The organism is Cupriavidus phytorum (genome assembly GCF_003254285.1).
GTDB lineage: Bacteria > Pseudomonadota > Gammaproteobacteria > Burkholderiales > Burkholderiaceae > Cupriavidus > Cupriavidus phytorum.
This window is the reverse complement of sequence record NZ_QKZN01000003.1, coordinates 189,577-209,181: the sequence shown is the minus strand read 5'-3', so window position 1 is coordinate 209,181 and position 19,605 is coordinate 189,577. Positions and strand designations below refer to the sequence as shown.

19 protein-coding genes are annotated in these 19,605 nt (G+C 69.5%); 15 read left to right on the top strand and 4 right to left on the bottom strand.

All coding sequences use genetic code 11. From position 1 onward, the window contains the following. Window positions 1-189: 189 nt before the first annotated feature. From C7416_RS09360 to lnt, 7 genes are all read left to right on the top strand, one after another. Complete coding sequence (locus C7416_RS09360) at window positions 190-1,869, top strand: ClcB-like voltage-gated chloride channel protein (RefSeq protein WP_111518447.1); 1,680 nt, start codon at window positions 190-192, stop codon at window positions 1,867-1,869. Window positions 1,870-1,999: 130 nt separating this feature from the next. Then, entirely contained in the window at window positions 2,000-2,395 is a 396-nt protein-coding gene (locus C7416_RS09355) for a hypothetical protein (RefSeq protein ID WP_111518445.1), read from the top strand. Between the two features lie 90 nt (window positions 2,396-2,485). Beyond that, on the top strand, window positions 2,486-3,838 hold the full coding sequence (gene miaB, locus C7416_RS09350) for a tRNA (N6-isopentenyl adenosine(37)-C2)-methylthiotransferase MiaB (RefSeq protein WP_111518443.1): 1,353 nt from the start codon (window positions 2,486-2,488) through the stop codon (window positions 3,836-3,838). Window positions 3,839-3,868: 30 nt separating this feature from the next. After that, the gene (locus C7416_RS09345) at window positions 3,869-4,876 is read left to right on the top strand and encodes a PhoH family protein (protein WP_018008834.1); all 1,008 of its coding nucleotides are present in this window, start codon (window positions 3,869-3,871) and stop codon (window positions 4,874-4,876) included. After that, entirely contained in the window at window positions 4,877-5,632 is a 756-nt protein-coding gene (ybeY, locus tag C7416_RS09340; RefSeq protein WP_111518441.1) for an rRNA maturation RNase YbeY, read from the top strand. It begins immediately after the preceding gene. 132 nt (window positions 5,633-5,764) lie between these two features. After that, window positions 5,765-6,652 (top strand): HlyC/CorC family transporter, encoded by an 888-nt coding sequence (locus tag C7416_RS09335; RefSeq protein WP_111518439.1) that lies wholly within the window; start codon window positions 5,765-5,767, stop codon window positions 6,650-6,652. Further along, window positions 6,649-8,256: an apolipoprotein N-acyltransferase gene (lnt, locus tag C7416_RS09330; protein WP_111518437.1), complete on the top strand. Its 1,608-nt coding sequence runs from the start codon at window positions 6,649-6,651 to the stop codon at window positions 8,254-8,256. Before C7416_RS09335 ends, lnt begins: the two co-directional genes overlap by 4 nt. 86 nt (window positions 8,257-8,342) lie before the next feature. On the opposite strand, the gene C7416_RS28880 is transcribed toward lnt, so the two are convergent. Then, window positions 8,343-8,531, bottom strand: coding sequence for a hypothetical protein (locus tag C7416_RS28880; protein WP_146604258.1), 189 nt, complete (start codon window positions 8,529-8,531; stop codon window positions 8,343-8,345). Window positions 8,532-8,838: 307 nt separating this feature from the next. Here C7416_RS28880 and glyQ point away from each other — a divergent pair, with 307 nt between their 5' ends. The 8 genes from glyQ to C7416_RS09290 all read left to right on the top strand — a co-directional run bounded on the left by glyQ (window position 8,839) and on the right by C7416_RS09290 (window position 16,338). Continuing rightward, a complete protein-coding gene (gene glyQ, locus C7416_RS09325) occupies window positions 8,839-9,789 on the top strand; it encodes a glycine--tRNA ligase subunit alpha (protein WP_111518435.1) in 951 nt (316 codons plus the stop codon). After that, complete coding sequence (locus tag C7416_RS09320; RefSeq protein WP_111518433.1) at window positions 9,786-10,424, top strand: hypothetical protein; 639 nt, start codon at window positions 9,786-9,788, stop codon at window positions 10,422-10,424. The genes glyQ and C7416_RS09320 overlap by 4 nt, the downstream gene beginning before the upstream one ends. A 38-nt stretch (window positions 10,425-10,462) precedes the next feature. After that, window positions 10,463-12,586, top strand: coding sequence for a glycine--tRNA ligase subunit beta (gene glyS / locus C7416_RS09315; RefSeq protein WP_111518431.1), 2,124 nt, complete (start codon window positions 10,463-10,465; stop codon window positions 12,584-12,586). Window positions 12,587-12,629: 43 nt separating this feature from the next. Further along, entirely contained in the window at window positions 12,630-13,238 is a 609-nt protein-coding gene (gene gmhB / locus C7416_RS09310; RefSeq protein ID WP_111518429.1) for a D-glycero-beta-D-manno-heptose 1,7-bisphosphate 7-phosphatase, read from the top strand. A gap of 50 nt (window positions 13,239-13,288) precedes the next feature. Continuing rightward, on the top strand, window positions 13,289-14,053 hold the full coding sequence (locus C7416_RS09305; RefSeq protein WP_111518427.1) for a lysophospholipid acyltransferase family protein: 765 nt from the start codon (window positions 13,289-13,291) through the stop codon (window positions 14,051-14,053). Next, window positions 14,050-14,919, top strand: coding sequence for a M48 family metallopeptidase (locus tag C7416_RS09300; RefSeq protein ID WP_111518425.1), 870 nt, complete (start codon window positions 14,050-14,052; stop codon window positions 14,917-14,919). Before C7416_RS09305 ends, C7416_RS09300 begins: the two co-directional genes overlap by 4 nt. A gap of 94 nt (window positions 14,920-15,013) precedes the next feature. Then, window positions 15,014-15,421: a lactoylglutathione lyase gene (gene gloA, locus C7416_RS09295; protein WP_018008824.1), complete on the top strand. Its 408-nt coding sequence runs from the start codon at window positions 15,014-15,016 to the stop codon at window positions 15,419-15,421. Window positions 15,422-15,486: 65 nt separating this feature from the next. Continuing rightward, the gene (locus C7416_RS09290) at window positions 15,487-16,338 is read left to right on the top strand and encodes a DMT family transporter (RefSeq protein ID WP_373424995.1); all 852 of its coding nucleotides are present in this window, start codon (window positions 15,487-15,489) and stop codon (window positions 16,336-16,338) included. Window positions 16,339-16,513: 175 nt separating this feature from the next. Here C7416_RS09290 and trpS read toward each other — a convergent pair whose 3' ends face one another. From trpS to pdxA, 3 genes are all read right to left on the bottom strand, one after another. Continuing rightward, a complete protein-coding gene (gene trpS, locus C7416_RS09285; RefSeq protein WP_062796878.1) occupies window positions 16,514-17,551 on the bottom strand; it encodes a tryptophan--tRNA ligase in 1,038 nt (345 codons plus the stop codon). 73 nt (window positions 17,552-17,624) lie between these two features. Next, window positions 17,625-18,458 carry a 16S rRNA (adenine(1518)-N(6)/adenine(1519)-N(6))-dimethyltransferase RsmA gene (gene rsmA / locus C7416_RS09280; protein WP_111518421.1) on the bottom strand — a complete coding sequence of 278 codons (834 nt, stop codon included), beginning with the start codon at window positions 18,456-18,458 and terminating at the stop codon, window positions 17,625-17,627. A gap of 17 nt (window positions 18,459-18,475) precedes the next feature. Further along, a complete protein-coding gene (pdxA, locus tag C7416_RS09275; protein WP_111518419.1) occupies window positions 18,476-19,564 on the bottom strand; it encodes a 4-hydroxythreonine-4-phosphate dehydrogenase PdxA in 1,089 nt (362 codons plus the stop codon). Window positions 19,565-19,605: the final 41 nt, after the last annotated feature.

Genomic DNA, 19,605 nt, shown 5'->3' with positions numbered 1-19,605 from the left:
CGAAGGAAAGAGCGGTAGTGTACCAGTCCGGCGCGGGCGGGTTATGCACCCTAACCTGCAACCGATTGGGTATGGATGCGCGCCGGCGCACATAGCGTCTGCGCGGGTGGCGCTGCGCTATCATGACGGCCTCGGGCCGCCCGGCCGCCCCCTCGCCGGCACGTCGCCCCGCCTGCCCGGAAAGCCGCCATGCGCTTGCGTTTCCTCGAAGACCAGGAAGTCACACTGCTCGCGGCCATCCCGGTCGGGATCGTCGCCGCCATCGCCACCACGCTGTTCAAGGAGGCGCTGGACGGCGCGGGCTTCGTGCTGTTTGCCAGCCATGCCGACGTGGTCACGGTGTTCGCGACGCTGGCGCTGGCATGGCGCGTGGTGGTGCCGGCCGTCGGCGGCGCGCTCGCGGGCGGCCTGCTGGTGCTGGCCAACCGGCTGGCCAGCACCCACCCCGGCGCCACCGACTATATGGAAGCGGTCGCCAACGGCAGCGGCCGGCTGCCGGTGCGGATCACCCTGCTGCGCGCGCTGTCCTCTTTTTTCTCGATCGTCAGCGGCAGCTCGGTCGGCAAGGAGGGCGCCATGATCCAGCTGGCGGCGCTGTGCGGGTCGCTGTTCCCGTCGACCCGGATCGAGCGCGGCGGCGGCTCCAACATGCGCCGCATGCTGACCGCCTGCGGCGCCGCGGCGGGCCTGGCCACCGTCTACCACACCCCGTTTTCCGCCGCGGTCTTCGTCGCCGAAGTCGTGTTCGGCGCGCTCGCGGTGCAGCGCCTGATGCCGCTGTTCCTGGCCTCGGTCGCCGGCGCCATGGTCAGCCAGTGGCACGGCGGGCTGCAGCCGCTCTACCCTGGCCTCGATATCGCCCCCGACCTGCGCCCGCAGATATTGCTGGCCGCGGCGGCGCTGGGCGTGGCCGCCGGCATCGCGGGCGCGCTGTTCCTGCGCGCCGCCGGCTTCGCGCGCAGCCGCTTCGCGGCGCTGCCGGGCGGGCCGGTGGCACGGCTGACGCTGGGCGGCGCGCTGGTCGGCGTGCTGGCGATGGCGGTGCCGGAAGTCGTCGGCAACGGCTTTTCCACCATCCAGACCCTGCTGCAGGAGCAGCCGCTGAGCGTGCCGGTGGCCGCCGTGCTGCTGGCCAAGCTGGCGGCCACGGTGATCAGCATGGGCTCGGGCGCGGTCGGCGGCGTGTTCACGCCGTCGCTATTCGTGGGGGCGGCGCTGGGCCAGCTGCTGGCGCTCGGCATGCAGGGCCCGGGCGCGGCGCCGCTGCTGCCGCTGGTGGGCATGAGCGCCTTCCTGGCGGCCACCAGCCAGGCGCCGCTGATGTCGGTGCTGATGGTGTTCGAGATGACGCTGGCGCCGGCGCTGCTGCTGCCGTCGATGATCGGCGCGGTGGCGGCGTACTACACCGCGTCGCGCTGCCAGACGCTGTCGCTGTACAGCGTGATCGCCGAGCGCGCGCAGGCGTCGGCGGCCGCCGAGCATGCCCGCACGCTGACGCTGGCCGGCCTGTGCGACCCGACCGACACCGTGCTCGACCCCGGCGCCACGCTGGCGGCGGCCGCCGACAAGTTCGCCGAGACCGGCACCCGCTACCTCTACCTGGTGCAGGCCGACGGCCGCCTGCTGGGCGCGCTGTCGATCCATGCGCTGCAGCGCGCGCAGCGCGAGGGCGCGCCCGACGACGTGCTGGCGCTGGCCGAGCGCGACTTCCCGGCGCTGACGCCGGATTCGCGCCTGCGCGACGCCCTCGCGGTATTCGCCGAGCACGGCATCAACCGCATCCCGCTGGTACGCGACCCGGCCGGGCGCGAACTGATGGGCACGGTGTCCAAGCAGCGCGTGCTGCAAGAGGCATCCTGCCTGTTCTGACGCCGCTTGCCTGCCACACTGCCTGCCACACCAAGCCGGCGCCAGCGAGGTAAAATGCGCGGTTGCCCGCAGTTCGGCCACGTCCGAGGGCCACCCACCCACCGCACCGCCCCATTTGCCGGAGTTCGCCATGCCAGCAGGTCGTGATACGCGCCGCGAGGCGCCGGAGTCCGTGACATCCAGCCGCCTGCGCAAGCGTTGGGCCGGACTGGCGTGCGGCGCGGTGCTGCTGCTCGGCGCGGCGGTCGCCGCGGCCCAGCCGGTGCGCGCGCTTCCGGGCGATGCCGCGGCGGCCAGGCTGGTCATCGACGCGCCGTCGGCGGGCGCGCCGCAGACCGCCACGCTCGACGGCAAGCGCGTGGGCGTGGCGCCGGGCCTGCGGCTGTTCGGCACCGACAACCAGTTGCTGGCCAGCGCCGCGGTGGCGGGCCAGAAGCTGCCGGTGCGGTACAGGCTGGACCTGTACGGCCAGCTGCTGACCGCGTGGGTGCTGAGCGAGGCCGAACAGCAGGCGCTGAAAAAATAACCAACCCCGAAGTGCGACCGGCGTGCCCCACGCGCCGGCCGTGTTGTTGCAACACCCTGATGCCCCCAGGTCAACCACTGAGATCGGCATATGAAGAAAGTTTTCGTCAAGACGTACGGCTGCCAGATGAACGAGTACGACTCGGACAAGATGGTCGACGTCCTCAACGCCAGCCAGGGGCTGGAAGCCACCGACAACGTCGAAGACGCCGACGTGATCCTGTTCAACACCTGCTCGGTGCGCGAGAAGGCGCAAGAGAAGGTGTTCTCGGAACTGGGCCGGATGAAGGCGCTCAAGGCCGCCAAGCCCGACCTGGTGATCGGCGTGGGCGGCTGCGTGGCCAGCCAGGAAGGCGCCAGCATCGTCTCGCGCGCGCCCTATGTCGACGTGGTGTTCGGCCCGCAGACGCTGCACCGCCTGCCTGACCTGATCGCGCGCCGCCAGCGCACCGGCCAGTCGCAGGTGGACATCTCCTTCCCCGAGATCGAGAAGTTCGACCACCTGCCGCCCGCGCGCGTCGAGGGCCCGAGCGCGTTCGTGTCGATCATGGAGGGCTGCTCCAAGTACTGCAGCTATTGCGTGGTGCCGTACACGCGCGGCGAGGAAGTGTCGCGCCCGTTCGAGGACGTGCTGGCCGAAGTCGCGGGCCTGGCCGACCAGGGCGTGCGCGAGGTCACGCTGCTGGGCCAGAACGTCAACGCCTACCGCGGCAAGATGGGCGACACCGCCGAGATCGCCGACTTCGCGCTGCTGATCGAATACGTGGCCGAGATCCCGGGCATCGAGCGCATCCGCTACACCACCAGCCATCCCAAGGAATTCACCTCGCGCCTGGTCGAGCTGTACGGCCGCTGCGACAAACTGGTGAACCACCTGCACCTGCCGGTGCAGCATGCGTCGGACCGCATCCTGATGGCGATGAAGCGCGGCTACAGCGTGCTGGAATACAAGAGCATCATCCGCCGGCTGCGCGCGCTGCGACCGGACATGTCGATGTCGTCGGACTTTATCGTCGGCTTCCCCGGCGAGACCGATGCCGACTTCGACAAGCTGATGGCGATGATCGAGGAGATCGGCTACGACACCTCGTTCTCGTTCATCTTCAGCCCGCGCCCGGGCACGCCCGCGGCCAACCTGCACGACGACACCCCGCGCGAGGTCAAGCTCCAGCGCCTGCAGCGGCTGCAGGCCACGATCGAGGAAAACGTGCAGCGCATCAGCCGGAACATGGTCGGCACGGTGCAGCGCATCCTGGTCGAGGGCCCGGCGCGCAAGGACCCGACCGAGCTGCATGGCCGCACCGAGAACAACCGCGTGGTCAACTTCGCGCTGCCAGGTGTGCCGCAGGCGGGCCGCGACCGGCTGGTCGGCCAGCTGGTCGATGTCAGCATCACGCAGGCGTTCCCGCACTCGCTGCGCGGCGAGATCGTAGTGCGCCAGTAACGCACCAGCAACCGAGGCCATCGCCCACCGATGAAAATTCCTTCCGCAGAATTTGTCGCCCCGCGGGACGACAACACCCGGCTGCAGAACCTGTGCGGCCCGCTCGACGAGAACCTGCGCCAGATCGAGCAGGCGCTGGACGTGACCATCCAGCGCCGCGGCCATCGCATGACCATCCGCGGCGGCCACGCGCAGGATGCCGCGCTGGCGCTCGAGCGCTTCTACAACCAGGCGCGCACGCCGCTGTCGATCGACGACGTGCAGCTGGGCCTGGTCGAGACGCGCCAGCTCAGCGCGCATGGCAGCTACCTGCCCGGCAACGGCAACGGCGATGACGACGAGGCCGAGCGCGAGGAAGGCGACGAATCGCCGGTGCTGCATACGCGCCGCACCGGCCTGCAGGGCCGCACCGTGGCGCAGCGCGACTACCTGCGCAATATCCTGTCGCACGACCTGACCATGGGCATCGGCCCGGCCGGCACCGGCAAGACCTACCTGGCGGTGGCGTGCGCGGTCGACGCGCTCGAGCGCGACGCGGTCAAGCGCATCGTGCTGACGCGCCCGGCGGTGGAAGCCGGCGAGCGGCTCGGCTTCCTGCCCGGCGACCTGGCGCAGAAGGTCGACCCCTACCTGCGCCCGCTGTACGACGCGCTGTACGACCTGCTCGGCTTCGACCGCACGCAGAAGATGTTCGAGCGGCAGATGATCGAGATCGCGCCGCTGGCGTACATGCGCGGGCGCACGCTGAACCATGCCTTCATCATCCTGGACGAGGCGCAGAACACCACGCCCGAGCAGATGAAGATGTTCCTGACCCGCATCGGCTTCGGCTCCAAGGCGGTGATCACCGGCGACACCACCCAGATCGACCTGCCCAAGGGCCAGAAGAGCGGCCTGGTCGAAGCGCAGCACGTGCTGCGCGACGTGCGCGGCATCGCCTGCACCCGCTTTACCAGCATCGACGTGGTGCGCCATCCGCTGGTGGCGCGCATCGTCGACGCCTATGACGAATATCACGCCCAGCACAAGGACGCTTAATTGAAATCGCAGAAATCCCAGTCTTCCGGCGTCAGCCTGACCCTGTTCGACGGCGAAGGCCGCGCGCGCAAGAGCGCCGCGCACGCGCTGCGCGTGCAGCTGCCCGACGGCCGCAGCCTGACGCTGGACCTGACGCAGGCCGCCGACGGCGTGGTCGCGCTGCTGGCCGAGCACACCGATACCAACCAGCAGGCCGGCCTGCTGGTGCGCCCGGACAACCATGACGCGCTGTCGGTGGCGGTGACCGCCGCGCCGCTGACCACCACCACCGGCACCCCGGCCACGCCGCCGGCGCTGGAGCTGGAAGTCCAGCACGGCGACGGCATCGCCAAGGGCAACGGCCTGCCGGCGCGGCGCAAGCTGGAGACCTGGGTCAAGTCGGCGCTGTACGCCGACGCCGCGCTGACCATCCGCTTCGTCGGCGAGGAAGAAGGCCGCACGCTGAACCGCACCTATCGCGGCAAGGACTACGCCACCAATGTGCTGACCTTCGCCTATGCCGAGCGCGAGGAAGACCCGGTCAGCGGCGACATCGTGCTGTGCTGCCCGGTGGTCGAAGCCGAAGCGCGCGCGCAGCGCAAGCCGCTCGAGGCCCATTACGCCCATCTGGTCGTGCATGGCGTGCTGCATGCGCAAGGCTACGAGCACGAGGACGACGCCGAGGCCGAGGAAATGGAAGCGATCGAGACCGAGACGCTGCAGGCGCTCGGCTATGCCGATCCCTACCGGGCGGAGAAGGCCGACCGGGCCGCGTGACGCGGCTGCCGCAGGCGGCGCCCGCGAGCGTCTCCTGCGGCACATCCGAAGGTCGGCCGCGGCCCGCCGTCACGGGCCCGACAGGCTTTTAGTGTATCCTTCAGACGATCTCCACCACGCGCTCGCCGCGAAATGAACGACCCCTATCCCAGTTCGAAGCCCGCTTACCTGAAGCAGGCCGATCGGCCCAGATCGCTGCTCGAACGCCTGTCAGACCTGATCTCCCCCGAGCCGGACACCCGCGCGGAATTGCTTGAAGTGCTCCAGGAAGCGCATGAGCGCAGCCTGATCGATGCCGATTCCCTGTCGATGATCGAGGGCGTGTTCCAGGTTTCCGAACTGACCGCCGCCGACATCATGGTGCCGCGCGCGCAGATGGATATGGTCAATATCGCCGACGCGCCGGAGACCTTCATCCCCTTCATGCAGCAGACCGCGCACTCGCGCTTCCCGGTCTACGAAGGCAGCCGCGACAACATCATCGGCATCCTGCTGGCCAAGGACCTGCTGCGCTACTACACCGATCCCGCCTTCGACCTGCGCGAGACCCTGCGCCCGGCGGTGTTCATCCCCGAATCCAAGCGCCTGAACATCCTGCTGCGCGAGTTCCGCATCAACCGCAACCATATCGCCATGGTCGTCGACGAATACGGCGGCGTGGCTGGGCTGGTGACGATCGAGGACGTGCTGGAACAGATCGTCGGCGATATCGAGGACGAGTTCGACCTCGACGAAGACCAGGACAATATCCTGCCGATGCCCGACGGCAGCTGGCGCGTGCACGGCCTGACCGAGATCGCGCAGTTCAACGAGGCCTTCGGCACGGGTTTCTCCGACCACGATGTCGACACAGTGGGCGGGCTGCTTTCCAACCACGTGGGCCACGTGCCCCATCGCGGCGAAATCATCACGCTGCCGCCGATCCGCTTCGAAGTGCTGCGCGCCGACGCGCGCCAGGTGCACCTGCTGCAGGTGCACCGCGAAGCCAACACCGACAGCGCCAGCGCGGCCAGCGCATGAAGCTTCACGCCCCGCTCCCTGACGGCGCCGCTGCCGACGCCGGCGCCACCGGCGTGCCTGCCGCGCGCGCGCCCTCGCGCGCCGCGACGCTGGCGCGGCTGCTGCTGGCCGGCGTGCTCGGCATCGCCCATACCCAGGCCTTCGCGCCGCATGACTGGTGGTGGCTGCAGATCCTGTCGCTGGCCGGCCTGGCCGCGCTGATCGCCGACGCGCCCCGCACGCGCATGGCCGGCGCGATCGGCTATGCGTTCGGACTGGGCTGGTTCCTGTCCGGCATCTGGTGGCTCTATATCAGCATGCACGTGTACGGCGAGATGCCGTCGTGGATGGCCGCGCTGGCGGTGGTCCTGTTTTCGGGCTTCCTGTCGCTCTACCCCGCGCTCGCCGGCGCGCTCTGGCACCGGCTCACGGGGCGCCTGCCCGCGGGCACGCTGATCGCTCCGCTGGCGTTCGGCGCCGCGTGGGGCCTGACTGAATGGCTGCGCGGCGTGGTGTTCACCGGCTTCCCGTGGCTGTCGGGCGGCTATGCGCATGCCGACGGCCCGCTGGCGGGCTTTGCGCCGGTGCTGGGGGTGTATGGCATCGGCGCGCTGGCCGCCGCCGTGGCGGCGCTGCTGGCGGCCGCCGTGCGCGGGCTCGGCCGTGGCGAACGGGGCCGCGCGCTGGGCGCGCTGGCGCTGGCCGGGCTGGTGCCCGCCGCCGGCGCGGCACTGGCGCCGCTGGCGTGGACCACGCCTGCGGGCAAGCCGCTGACGGTGCGTCTGCTGCAAGGCAACGTGGCGCAGGACATCAAGTTCGAGCCCGCCGGCATCCAGCGCTCGATCGAGCTGTACCGCGACATGATCACCGCGGCGCCGGCCGACCTGGTGGTGACGCCCGAAACCGCGTTCCCGGTGATCCTGCAGGAGCTGCCGGTCGACGTCGCCGTCACCGTGCGCGACTTCGCGCTGGAAAGCGGCACCACGGTGCTGTTCGGCGCCGCCGGAGCCGATTCCCCGGTCGATTTCACCAACAGCGTGTTCGGCCTGGGCCCTGAAACCGAGCGCCTGTACCGCTACAACAAGCACCACCTGGTGCCGTTCGGCGAATTCATCCCGCTCGGCTTCCGCTGGTTCGTCGACATGATGAAGATGCCGCTGGGCGACTTCCGCAGGGGTGGCCTGGACCAGCCCTCGCTGCCGGTGCGGGGCGTGCGCGTGGCGCCGAACATCTGCTACGAGGATTTGTTTGGCGAAGAGATCGCGCAGACGCTGCGCCAGCAGCCGGCGCCGGCCAACCTGCTGGCCAACCTGACCAACCTGGCGTGGTTCGGCGACACCATCGCACTGGACCAGCACCTGCAGATCTCGCGCATGCGGGCGCTGGAAACGCGCCGCCCGATGCTGCGCTCGACCAATACCGGCATGACCGCGGTGGTGCGCCCGGACGGTTCGGTGCAGCAACGCCTGCCGGCCTTCACCGTCGGCACGCTGACGGCCGAGGTGCAGGGCATGCAGGGGCTGACGCCCTATATCCGCTGGGGTAACGCGCCGGTGCTGGCGCTGGTTGCGCTGGTGCTGGGCATCGCGGCCTGGCGCGACCGCCAGGCGCGCAAGAGCGGCTGAAGGCGCAAGCGCAGGCGGGCGCCGGGCGCCGCGGGCCAGCGCGGCAGGCCTGGTGCCGGGGGCGCGTCAGTGGCGCGCCGGCCGGTTCAGTTCAGCAGCCCGGTCACCACGGACACGGTGGCCGCGGCAATCATGACCGCGATTGCGACCAGATAAGGTTTGCGAGAAAGAAGTGCCATGATCCGAATGTCCCCATCAATAATCAGGTCCTGACATACGGCCGCCGCGGCAGGTTCCGGCAGCCGCCGTGCCTGCATACCGGCACGGACTGTCAATCGCAACGCTCTGAAACGGGTTGCTTACTCATACTGTATACAAAAACGTTATCGGCAAGCAGCGGCGCGACTTGAAATCCGCGTCAGTATTTTCCCGATGCGTTGTGCGCGGCCGACATTGACGCAGCGCCGCGCACCGGTCCGGCCATCGGTGCGTGCCCTATGCAGCCCTGCCAAACGGGGCGCCGCGCCAAAAAGCCGATAGAATTCAGGGTTTGGCAAAATCCGCATGCGGCGGCTCCGGCACGCGCTGCGCGGCCTCGGCTTGCGTCCGCCTGCCTGTCGCTTGCCTCTACCTAGTCTTCCTATGCTGACCTTCCAACAAATGATTCTGACCCTGCAGGCCTACTGGGACCGGCAGGGCTGCGCGCTGTTGCAACCCATCGATCTGGAGGTCGGCGCCGGCACTTCCCACGTACACACCTTCCTGCGCGCGATCGGCCCCGAGCCGTGGCGGGCCGCCTACGTGCAGCCGTCGCGGCGCCCCAAGGACGGCCGCTACGGCGAGAATCCGAACCGGCTGCAGCACTACTACCAGTACCAGGTGGTGCTCAAGCCCGCGCCGGAGAACATCCTGGAGCTGTACCTGGGCTCGCTCGAGGCGCTCGGCCTGGACCTGAAGCAGAACGACATCCGCTTCGTCGAGGACGACTGGGAAAATCCCACGCTGGGCGCCTGGGGCCTGGGCTGGGAAGTCTGGCTCAACGGCATGGAGGTGACCCAGTTCACCTACTTCCAGCAGGTTGGCGGCATCGACTGCAAGCCCATCACCGGCGAAATCACCTACGGCATCGAACGCCTGGCGATGTACCTGCAGAAGGTCGAGAACGTCTACGACCTGATCTGGACCGAGTGGGTCGAGAACGGCGAGACGCGCCGGCTCACCTATGGCGACGTGTACCACCAGAACGAGGTGGAGCAGTCCACCTACAACTTCGAGCACAGCAACACCGAAATCCTGTTCCGCCATTTCGCCGAGCACGAGGGCGAGGCCAAGCGGCTGATGGGCAATGGCGACGGTGCCGAGCCTGGCCAGGACAGCGGCACGCGCCTGGCGTTGCCGGCCTACGAGCAGGTGCTCAAGGCCGCGCACACCTTCAACCTGCTCGATGCGCGCGGCGCGATCTCGGTCACCGAGCGCGCGGCGTATATCGGCCGCATCCGCAACCTGTCGCGCCAGGTGGCGCAGGCCTACTACGACTCGCGCGAGGCCCTCGGCTTCCCGATGTGCGGCCAGCGCGACGGAGCGCGGGCATGAGGCTGCTGGCGCGCAGCGCGCTGGGCTGCGCCCTGGCCCTCGCCACGCTGGCCGCGGCAGGCAATGCCGCCGGCGCGCGTGCGCAGGCCGCTCCCAGCGCGCAGGTGCTGATGCTGCCGGCCGAACTGAGCAATGTGTGCGAGGCCGACGCGCAGGCGCTGCAGCTGGCGATGGCGCGCCAGTGGCGGCCGTCGCTGAATGCGCTGGACCAGTGGACGCAGCTGGTGCGCTCGTTCTCGTGCGACCTGTCCGGCCAGCGCGACCTGGGCTGGCACCGGGTGCCGCTGCGCGCGTATGAAAGCGCGATCCGCTACCCGCTGACCTGGGTCGAAACCGAGACCCACAACGGCCGCACCCGGCGCAAGGTCAAGACCTACTATTCGGCCGCACAGCTGCCGCCGAAGATCGATTTCTGGGTGGGCGGGCGCATCGACGAGATCCGCTATGACAAGCGCCTGCGCCGCATCGACGCGCGCTTCCCGGCCGCGGGCAGCCGCGGCGGCAGCAATGGCGCCGCCAGCGCCGCGGCGGCCGCGGCGGCTGCGCAATGCGCCTACACCACGCTGCAATTCCGGCAACAGAACGGCCTGTGGCTGCTGTCCGGAGTCGAACCTAATCTTTCGCCGCGCTGCTGAGCCAGGCTGCGCGCGCTACAACCTGTTGGATACGATTCATGTCGCAACCCATGACCGACTCGCTGCTGATCGAACTGTTCACCGAAGAGTTGCCCCCCAAGGCGCTGGCGCGCCTGGGCGACGCCTTTGCGCAGGGCCTGTTCGCCGGCCTGGGCGAGCGCGACCTGCTTGAGCCGGGCGCCACCGTGACGCCGTTCGCCACCCCGCGCCGCCTGGCGGCGCTGGTCAGCGGCGTGCGCCGCAACGCGCCGGACCGCGAGCAGCGCGAGAAGGTCCTGCCGCTGTCGGTGGCGCTGGACGCCAACGGCGAGCCGACCGCCCCGCTGGCCAAGAAGCTGGCCGCGCTGGCCAAGTCGGTCGGCGTTGCCGAGATCGACTGGCAGTCGCTGGAGCGCGCCTCGGACGGCAAGGCCGAGGCCTTCTTCTACCGCTATACCGCGCGCGGCGCCGAGCTGGCCGCCGGGCTGCAGGCCACGCTGGAAGACACCGTGGCCAGGCTGCCGATCCCCAAGGTCATGAGCTACCAGCGCCCGGACGGCAGCACGGTGCATTTCGTGCGCCCGGCGCACAGCCTGATCGCGCTGTTCGGCGCCGAGATCCTGCCGGTGACGCTGCTGGGACTGCAGGCCAGCAACCTGACCCAGGGCCACCGCTTCCTGTCGCATGGCGCGATCGAGATCCGCCATGCCAACGACTATGCGCAGCAGCTCGAGTCGGCCGGCCGCGTGGTGGCCAGCTATGCCGAGCGCCGCGAGCGCATGCGCAGCGCGCTGCTGCAGGAGGCCGGCGCCGACCAGGTCATCATGCCCGAGGCGCTGCTCGATGAAGTCAACTCGCTGGTGGAATGGCCGGTGGTGTACGCCTGCCATTTCGAGGAAGCCTTCCTGGCAGTGCCGCAGGAATGCCTGATCCTGACCATGCAGACCAACCAGAAGTACTTTGCGCTGACCGATGCCGACGGCCACCTGCGCAACCGCTTCCTGATCGTGTCGAACCTGGCCACCGAGACGCCGCAATCGATCATCAGCGGCAACGAGCGCGTGGTGCGTCCGCGCCTGGCCGATGCCAAGTTCTTCTTCGACCAGGACCGCAAGAAGACCCTGGCGTCGCGCGTGCCGCAGCTGGCGAGCGTGGTCTACCACAACAAGATCGGCACGCAGCTGGACCGCGTGCAGCGCCTGCAGCAGATCGCCGGCCATGTCGCCGATGCCCTCAACGCCGCCGGCGTGGCCACCGACAAGGCCGCGGCGATGCGCGGCGCGGAACTGGCCAAGGCCGACCTGCTGACCGACATGGTGGGCGAGTTCCCGGAGCTGCAAGGCACCATGGGCACCTACTATGCGCGCCACGACGACGAAGCCGAGGACGTGGCGCTGGCCTGCTCCGAGCACTACCGCCCGCGCTTCGCCGGCGATGCACTGCCGGAAAACGCGGTCAGCACCGCGGTGGCGCTGGCCGACAAGCTCGAGACCCTGGTCGGGATCTGGGGCGTCGGCCTGCAGCCCACCGGCGAGAAGGACCCGTTCGCGCTGCGCCGCCACGCGCTGGGCGTGCTGCGCATGCTGATCGAAAAGCCGCTGGCGCTGTCGCTGTCGTCGCTGCTGGCGCAGACCCAGCAGGCCTTCGCCGGCATCGCCGCGGTCAAGCCGGCGCCCGAGGCCATCCTCGACTTCCTGTACGACCGCGTGCGCGGCTACCTGAAGGACAAGGGCTACACCACCAACGAAGTCGAGGCCGTGGTGAGCCTGCGCCCGGATCAGCTGCATGACATCCTGGGCCGCATGGAAGCGGTGCGTACCTTCGCCGCGCTGCCCGAGGCCGAGGCCCTGGCCGCCGCCAACAAGCGCATCACCAATATCCTGCGCAAGAACACCGAGCCGGTGGGCGCGGTGAACCCGGCGCTGTTCCAGGAAGGCGCCGAAGGCGCGCTGCACGCCGCCATCGAGCGCGTGCGCCCGGCCGTCGAGGCCGCCTTCGCCAGCGGCGACTTCACCGCCGCACTGCGCGACCTGGCCCAGCTGCGCGACGCCGTCGACCAGTTCTTCAATGACGTGATGGTGATGGCCGAGGACGCGCAGCTGCGCGCCAACCGCCTGGCGCTGCTGGCCTCGCTGCATGCGCTGGCCAACCGCGTCGCCGACATCTCCAAGCTGGCCGCCTGAGCGGTTGCCTTAGCCACGCCACCAGCAAGCGCCGGAGCCGCACATGCCGCAGACACCGCCCAAGTTTGTCATCCTCGACCGCGACGGGGTGGTCAACCTCGACAGCGACCAGTTCATCAAGACGCCCGATGAATGGGTGCCGATCGACGGCAGCCTGGAAGCCATCGCCGCGCTCAACCAGGCGGGCTACCGCGTGGTCATCGCCAGCAACCAGTCCGGCATCGGCCGCGGGCTGTTCGAGATGAGCGCGCTCAACGCCATGCACGAGAAAATGCATACGGCGCTGGCGCGGCTGGGCGGCCGCGTCGAGGCGGTGTTCTTCTGCCCGCATACCGCCGCGGACGGCTGCGAATGCCGCAAGCCGCGCTCGGGCATGCTGGAACAGATCAGCGAGCGCTTCGGCATCGAGCTGCGCGGCGTGCCGATCGTCGGCGATTCGCTGCGCGACCTCGAAGCCGGCGTCGCGGTCGGCTGCGCGCCGCACCTGGTGCGCAGCGGCAAGGGCCTGAAGACGCTCGACAAGGGCGGGCTGCCGCCCGGCACCCAGGTGCACGACGACCTGCGCGCCTTTGCCCGCTGGCTGACCGGCAACGACGGCGGCCAGCGCCAGCCGGCCCAGAGTGGCCCGGGCGGGCATGCCGCCGGCGGCTGACCGAGCCTGCGGCCCACGCTCCGCACCCATTTCCTTTTTGCGCCCCCCGCATGACGTTCCTTCGTTCCCTGTTGTTCGCGCTGTACCTGCTGGTGCTGACGCCGCCCTACGCCTGCGCCTGCTTCCTGGTGTTCCCGTTCATGAATGCCGACCAGCGCTTCCGCTTCGTGCGCGGCTGGCCGCGGCTGGTGATCGGCGCCGCCCGCATCATTTGCGGCATCCAGTACCGCATCGAGGGCCATGAGCACTTGGACGCCATGCTCGACAAGCCGGTAGTGCTGCTGTCCAAGCACCAGTCGGCCTGGGAAACCGTGGCCTACGTCGCGCTGATGCCCAAGCCGCTGTGCTTCGTGTTCAAGCGCGAGCTGCTGCTGGTGCCGTTCTTCGGCTGGGCGCTGGGCATGCTGAAGATGGTCCATATCAACCGCAAGGAAGGCACGCGCGCGTTTGCCTCGGCGGCGCGCCAGGGCCGCGAGCGGCTGGCCGAAGGCGCGTGGATCATCATGTTCCCGGAAGGCACGCGCACCCCGTCGGGCCTGGTAAAGACGCGCTACAAGAGCGGCGGCGCGCGCCTGGCGGTGGAAACCGGGGCCTGGGTGCTGCCGATGGCGGTCAATTCGGGCCGGGTCTGGCCGCGCAATTCCTTCATGAAATATCCCGGCATGGTGACGATCTCGGTCGGCCCGCCGATCGCCTCGGCCAACAAGACCGCCGACCAGCTCAACCAGGAAGTGGCCGACTGGATCGAACGCGACATGCGCCGCATCGACCCGGAAAGCTACCAGGCTGCGCAACGCAGCGAGTCGACCGCATGAAGCTGCTGCGACCCGCCGCGGACGCCGACGGCGCGCAGCTGGAGCTGCCGCTGGCGGAACCCGCCCACGCGCCGCAGCCGGCGGCGCCGCTGGCACCGGAGCCGCCGCAACCGCAGCAGGCACCGGCCTGGCCGGTGCCGCAGCCCAATGCGCGCCTGCTGCAGATCGGCGAGCGGCCGCTGCACTACACCCTCAAGCGCTCCGCGCGCCGCACCATCGGCTTCACCATCGACGACCGCGGCCTGTCGATCACCGCGCCGCGCTGGGTCACGCTGGCCGATATCGAGGCGGCGATCCTGGAAAAACAGCGCTGGATCTTCAACAAGTTGGGCGAGTGGCGCCACCGCGAAGCGCGCCGCGTGCTGCCGACGGTGCAATGGCGCGAGGGCGCGGCCCTGCCCTTCCTCGGCCAGCCGCTGACGCTGGCGCTGGAGTCGCCGATCGGCGCGCTGCTGTTCGATGCCGACCGCCGCGTGCTGCATCTGGCGCTGCCGGCACACGCCGACGAGCAGCAGATCAAGGACCGCGTGCAGGGCTGGCTGCAGCAGCAGGCGCGCCGCCTGCTGGCCGAGCGGCTGGACCTCTATGCGGCCAGGCTGGGCGTGCGCCACACCGGCTTCGCGCTGACCTCGGCCGCGACGCGCTGGGGCAGTTGCACCGCCGACGGCAAGATCCGGCTGAACTGGCGCCTGATGCATTTCCCGCTGTCGATGATCGACTATGTCGCCGCGCATGAACTGGCGCACCTGAAGGAAATGAACCACGGCCCGCGCTTCTGGGAAACCGTCGAGTCGATCTTTCCGGAATTCCGCGACGCTCGCGCGCAACTGCGCGCGCACCCGCCCGAGCTGCTGCCGACGTTCTGAGGGCCGCTGCCGGTACCGGGACTGGGCCGGTAGGTTTCGGCCAAAGGCACTAAAATGGCGCCTTCCTATACCGATAACAGTTGAAGGCCCTCCCATGCGACTCCTCCACACCATGCTGCGCGTCGGCGACATGCAGCGCTCCATCGATTTCTACACCCGCGTGCTCGGCATGCAGCTGCTGCGCCAGAGCGACAACCCCGAGTACAAGTACCGCCTCGCCTTCGTCGGCTACGGCCCCGAAAGCGAAACCGCGGTGCTGGAGCTGACCTACAACTACGGCGTCGACAGCTACGACCTCGGCACCGCCTACGGCCACATCGCGCTGGAGACCGACGATGCCGCGGCCGCCTGCGAGCGCATCCGCGCCGCCGGCGGCAAGGTCACGCGCGAAGCCGGCCCGGTCAAGGGCGGCACCACCGTGATCGCCTTCGTCGAAGACCCGGACGGCTACAAGATCGAGCTGATCGAGCGCCATTCCACCCGCGACGCCAGCCGTCCCTGAAGGCCCGCGCCGTGAGCACGCCGAGCCTCGCGCGCCAGCCGCTCGACGCCACCGCCATCGGCCTGATGGTGGTGCTGTGCGCCGCCTGGGGACTGCAGCAGGTGGTGATCAAGGTGACCGCGCCGCTGATGGGCGCGGTGCTGCAGGCCGGCGTGCGCTCGGCGGTGGCGGCGCTGCTGGTGTTCGGCTTTGCGGCGTGGCGCGGCACCCCGCTGTGGCGGCGCGACGGCACGCTCAACGCCGGCCTGCTGGCGGGGCTGCTGTTCGGCGCGGAGTTCTTCTGCATCTTTGTTGGCCTGGGGCACACCACGGCCTCGCGCATGGCGGTGTTTCTCTACACCGCGCCGATCTTCACCGCGCTGGGACTGCATCTGGTGGTGCCGGGCGAACGGCTGCGTCCCGGCCAGTGGCTGGGCGTGGCGCTCGCGTTCGCGGGCATGGCGCTGGCCTTTGCCGATGGCATCGCCGCGCCGTCATCTCAGGGCAGCACGCTGCTGGGCGATGCGCTCGGCATCCTCGCCGGCGCGCTGTGGGCGGCGACCACGGTGGTGGTGCGCGCCAGCCCGCTGGCCGGCGCTCCGGCCAGCAAGACCCTGCTGTACCAGCTGGCGGTGTCCGCGGTGATGCTGCTGGGCATGGCGCTCGCCGGCGGCCAGACCGCCACCGTGCAGATCGACGGCGTGGTGCTGGCCAGCCTGTTCTACCAGTCAGTGCTGATCGCCTTTGCCAGCTACCTGACCTGGTTCTGGCTGCTGCAGCGCTACCTGGCGTCGCGGCTGTCGGTGTTTTCCTTCCTGACGCCGCTGTTCGGGGTCGCCTTCGGCGTGGTGCTGATGCACGACGCCGTGGGCCCGCGCTTCGCGGTGGCGGCGGTGCTGGTGCTGGCGGGGATCGTGCTGGTGAACCGGCGGGCGTGAGGGGCTGAACGCTTTGCGTTAAAACCCGTTGGCCTTGCTTGGCGTGGTGCCTTGCAAGCCCACCCCTCACCCCGGTCCCTCTCCCCCTGAGGGGAGAGGGAGAACACCTTGCTTAGGCTAGCTCGGGCGGCTTGGGAGCACCCAACACCGCTCTCCTCTTCCGCGCGGCGCGGATTTACCGCCGTGCCTCGAACGAGAACATGCCCAGCGCGTCGCGCACTTCTTCCAGCGTCTGCTGGGTCAGCGCGCGCGCCTTCGCGGTGCCCTGGCGCAGGATGTCGAAGACATAGTCCGGATCCTTGGCCAGCGCTTCGCGGCGCTCGCGGATCGGGGCCAGCATGTCCTGCAGCACGCCTTCGATGCGGCGCTTGAGCACCATGTCGCCGAGCCCGCCGCGCTGGTAGTGTTCCTTCAGCGCCTGGACTTCCTCGGTGTTCGGATCGAACGCGTCCAGGTAGGTGAACACCACGTTGCCCTCGACCTGGCCGGGATCGGACACGCGCAGGTGGTTGGGATCGGTGTACATGCTGTGCACCGCGGCCTTGATCTGCTCGGGCGCGGCGCCCAGCGCGATCGCGTTGCCCATCGACTTGCTCATCTTGGCCTTGCCGTCGACGCCGGGCAGGCGGCCGAACTGCGGAATCATCGCCTTGCACTCGGGCAGCACGTCGCGGCCGACCTGGTGGTTGATGCGGCGCACGATCTCGTTGGTCTGCTCGATCAGCGGGGCCTGGTCCTCGCCCACCGGCACCACCTCGGCCTTGAAGCCGGTGATGTCGGCGGCCTGCGAGGCCGGATAGCACAGGAAGCCGGCCGGGATGTCGCGGCCAAAGCCGCGTGCCTGGATCTCTTCCTTGATGGTCGGGTTGCGCTCCAGCCGCGCCACCGTGACGAAGTTCAGGTACATCAGCGTCAGCTCGGCCAGCGCGGGCAGGTGCGACTGCACCGTGATGGTGGTCTTGGCCGGGTCGATGCCGACCGCCAGGTAGTCCAGCGCCACCTCCAGCACGTTGCGGCGCACCTTGTCGGGATCGTGCGCGTTGTCGGTCATGGCCTGGGTGTCGGCCAGCAGCAGGTATTGCTCGTGCGAATCCTGCAGCGCGACGCGGCTCTTGAGCGAGCCGACAAAGTGGCCGAGGTGCAGCGGGCCGGTGGGACGGTCGCCGGTCAGGATCACGGGACGCCGGTTGGTTTGGCTGGTTTGGGCTGTCATGGGACGGTCTTGCACGGAAATAGTCGCGGGAGTATCGGGATGCTTTGGGAATGCGGGAATTCGGCTGCCGCGCTCAGGCGGCCTGGCCGGACGGCTTGTCGCCCAGCCGCCGGGCCAGCTCGACATACTCGCCGACCGGCACTTCCTCGGCGCGCCGGCCCAGGTCGAAACCCATGGCCTCGAAATCGACCTGGTCGCGCAGGAACGACAGCGTGTTGCGCAGCACCTTGCGCCGCTGCGAGAACGCCGCCGTGACCACGTCGCCGAGCACGGTGATGTCGCAATCGGCATGCGGCGAACGCAGCCGGCCGTCGCCGTGGCGCGGCCACGGGATCATGCGGACCACGGCGGAGTCCACCTTGGGCGGCGGATTGAAGGCGCCCGGCGGCACGTCGAGCACGTGCTCCATGTAGTAGCGCACCTGCAGCATGATCGACAAACGGCCGAAGGCCTTGCTGCCGGGCTCGGCGACCATGCGCTCGACCACCTCCTTCTGCAGCATGAAGTGCTGGTCGTGCACGTGGTCGGCGAACTCCATCAGGTGGAACAGCAGCGGGCTCGAAATGTTGTACGGCAGGTTGCCGACGATGCGCAGCGGGCGGCCCGGCACGGCGAGCTTGTCGAAGTCGAAGTCGAGCGCGTCGCCGGCGTGGACCTGCAGGCGGTCGCCATAGCGGCGGCGCAGCCGCTCGACCAGGTCGCGGTCCAGTTCCACCACCTGCATCTGCGGAATCCGCTCGAGCAGCGGGTCGGTCAGCGCGCCCAGGCCGGGCCCGATCTCGACCAGCACGTCGCCGGCCTGCGGGCTGATGGCATTGACGATGCCGTGGATGATGGTGTCGTCGACCAGGAAGTTCTGCCCGAATCGTTTGCGGGCCACATGGCCCTGGTGCACGTTAGAACGCATGATGTATTAGTCCGGCGTCAGCATGGCGGCTGCGTGCCGGAAGGGGTATGGCCCGCGGCACCGCCGCCGGGCCGTCGGCCGTTGGCGTGGCCAGACATGATAACCGCCGTGCGGATGGCCTCGATCATGCTGCCGTGCTCGGCCTGGCCGGTGCCGGCGAGGTCAAGCGCGGTGCCATGGTCCACCGACGTGCGGATGAAGGGCAGCCCCAGCGTGATGTTGACGCCGTGGCCGAAGGTGCCGTACTTGAGCGGCGCCAGCCCCTGGTCATGGTACATCGCCAGCACGCAGTCGGCATCGCGCAGGTGGCGCGGCTGGAACAGCGTGTCGGCCGGGAACGGCCCGCGCGCATCGATGCCGGCATCCTTGGCCTGCGCCAGCGCGGGCGCGATGATGTCGATCTCTTCACGGCCCATATGGCCGCTTTCGCCGGCGTGCGGGTTCAGGCCCGTGACCAGGATGCGCGGCCGCGCAATGCCGAAGCAACGGCGCAGGTCGGCATCGATGATGGCCAGCGTCTGCACCAGCAGCGGCACCGACAGCGCATCGGGCACCGCGCGCAGCGGCAGGTGGGTGGTGGCCAGCGCCACGCGCAGCATGGCGTGGTCGTGCGCCGGCTGCGGGCCGGCCAGCATCATCACCACGCGCGGCACGCCGGCGCTTTCGGCAAGGTATTCGGTATGGCCGGTGAAGGGCACGCCGGCGTCGTTGATGGTGCTCTTCTGCACCGGCGCGGTGACCATCGCGGCATAGCGCGGCGCGGCGCCTCCCTGCGCGCGGCAGCCATCGATGGCGGCATCGAGCAGCTTCAGCACATAGCGGCCGTTGCGCGCGTCGAGCCGCCCGGCCTCGCACGCCACCGCCAGCGCGATGTCCTCGATCACCACGCCGCCGTCGGCAAGGCGCCGCTCCCAGGCGTGGGTGACGCCCAGCGCCTCGGCCCGCTCGGCCAGCAGGCGGGCATCGCCCAGCACATGGAAGCGGTAGGCCCCGGCCTCGGCGCCATGGTTGGCGCCCGCCAGCTGCAGCAGCGCCCCGATGGTGATATCGGGGCCGATGCCGGCGGGTTCACCGGTGGAAATGGCCAGGGCTAGCGGGTCGGGCATGTCGGCTTGGCGCTGAGGGCTGACGGGCGGGCGGGGACCGG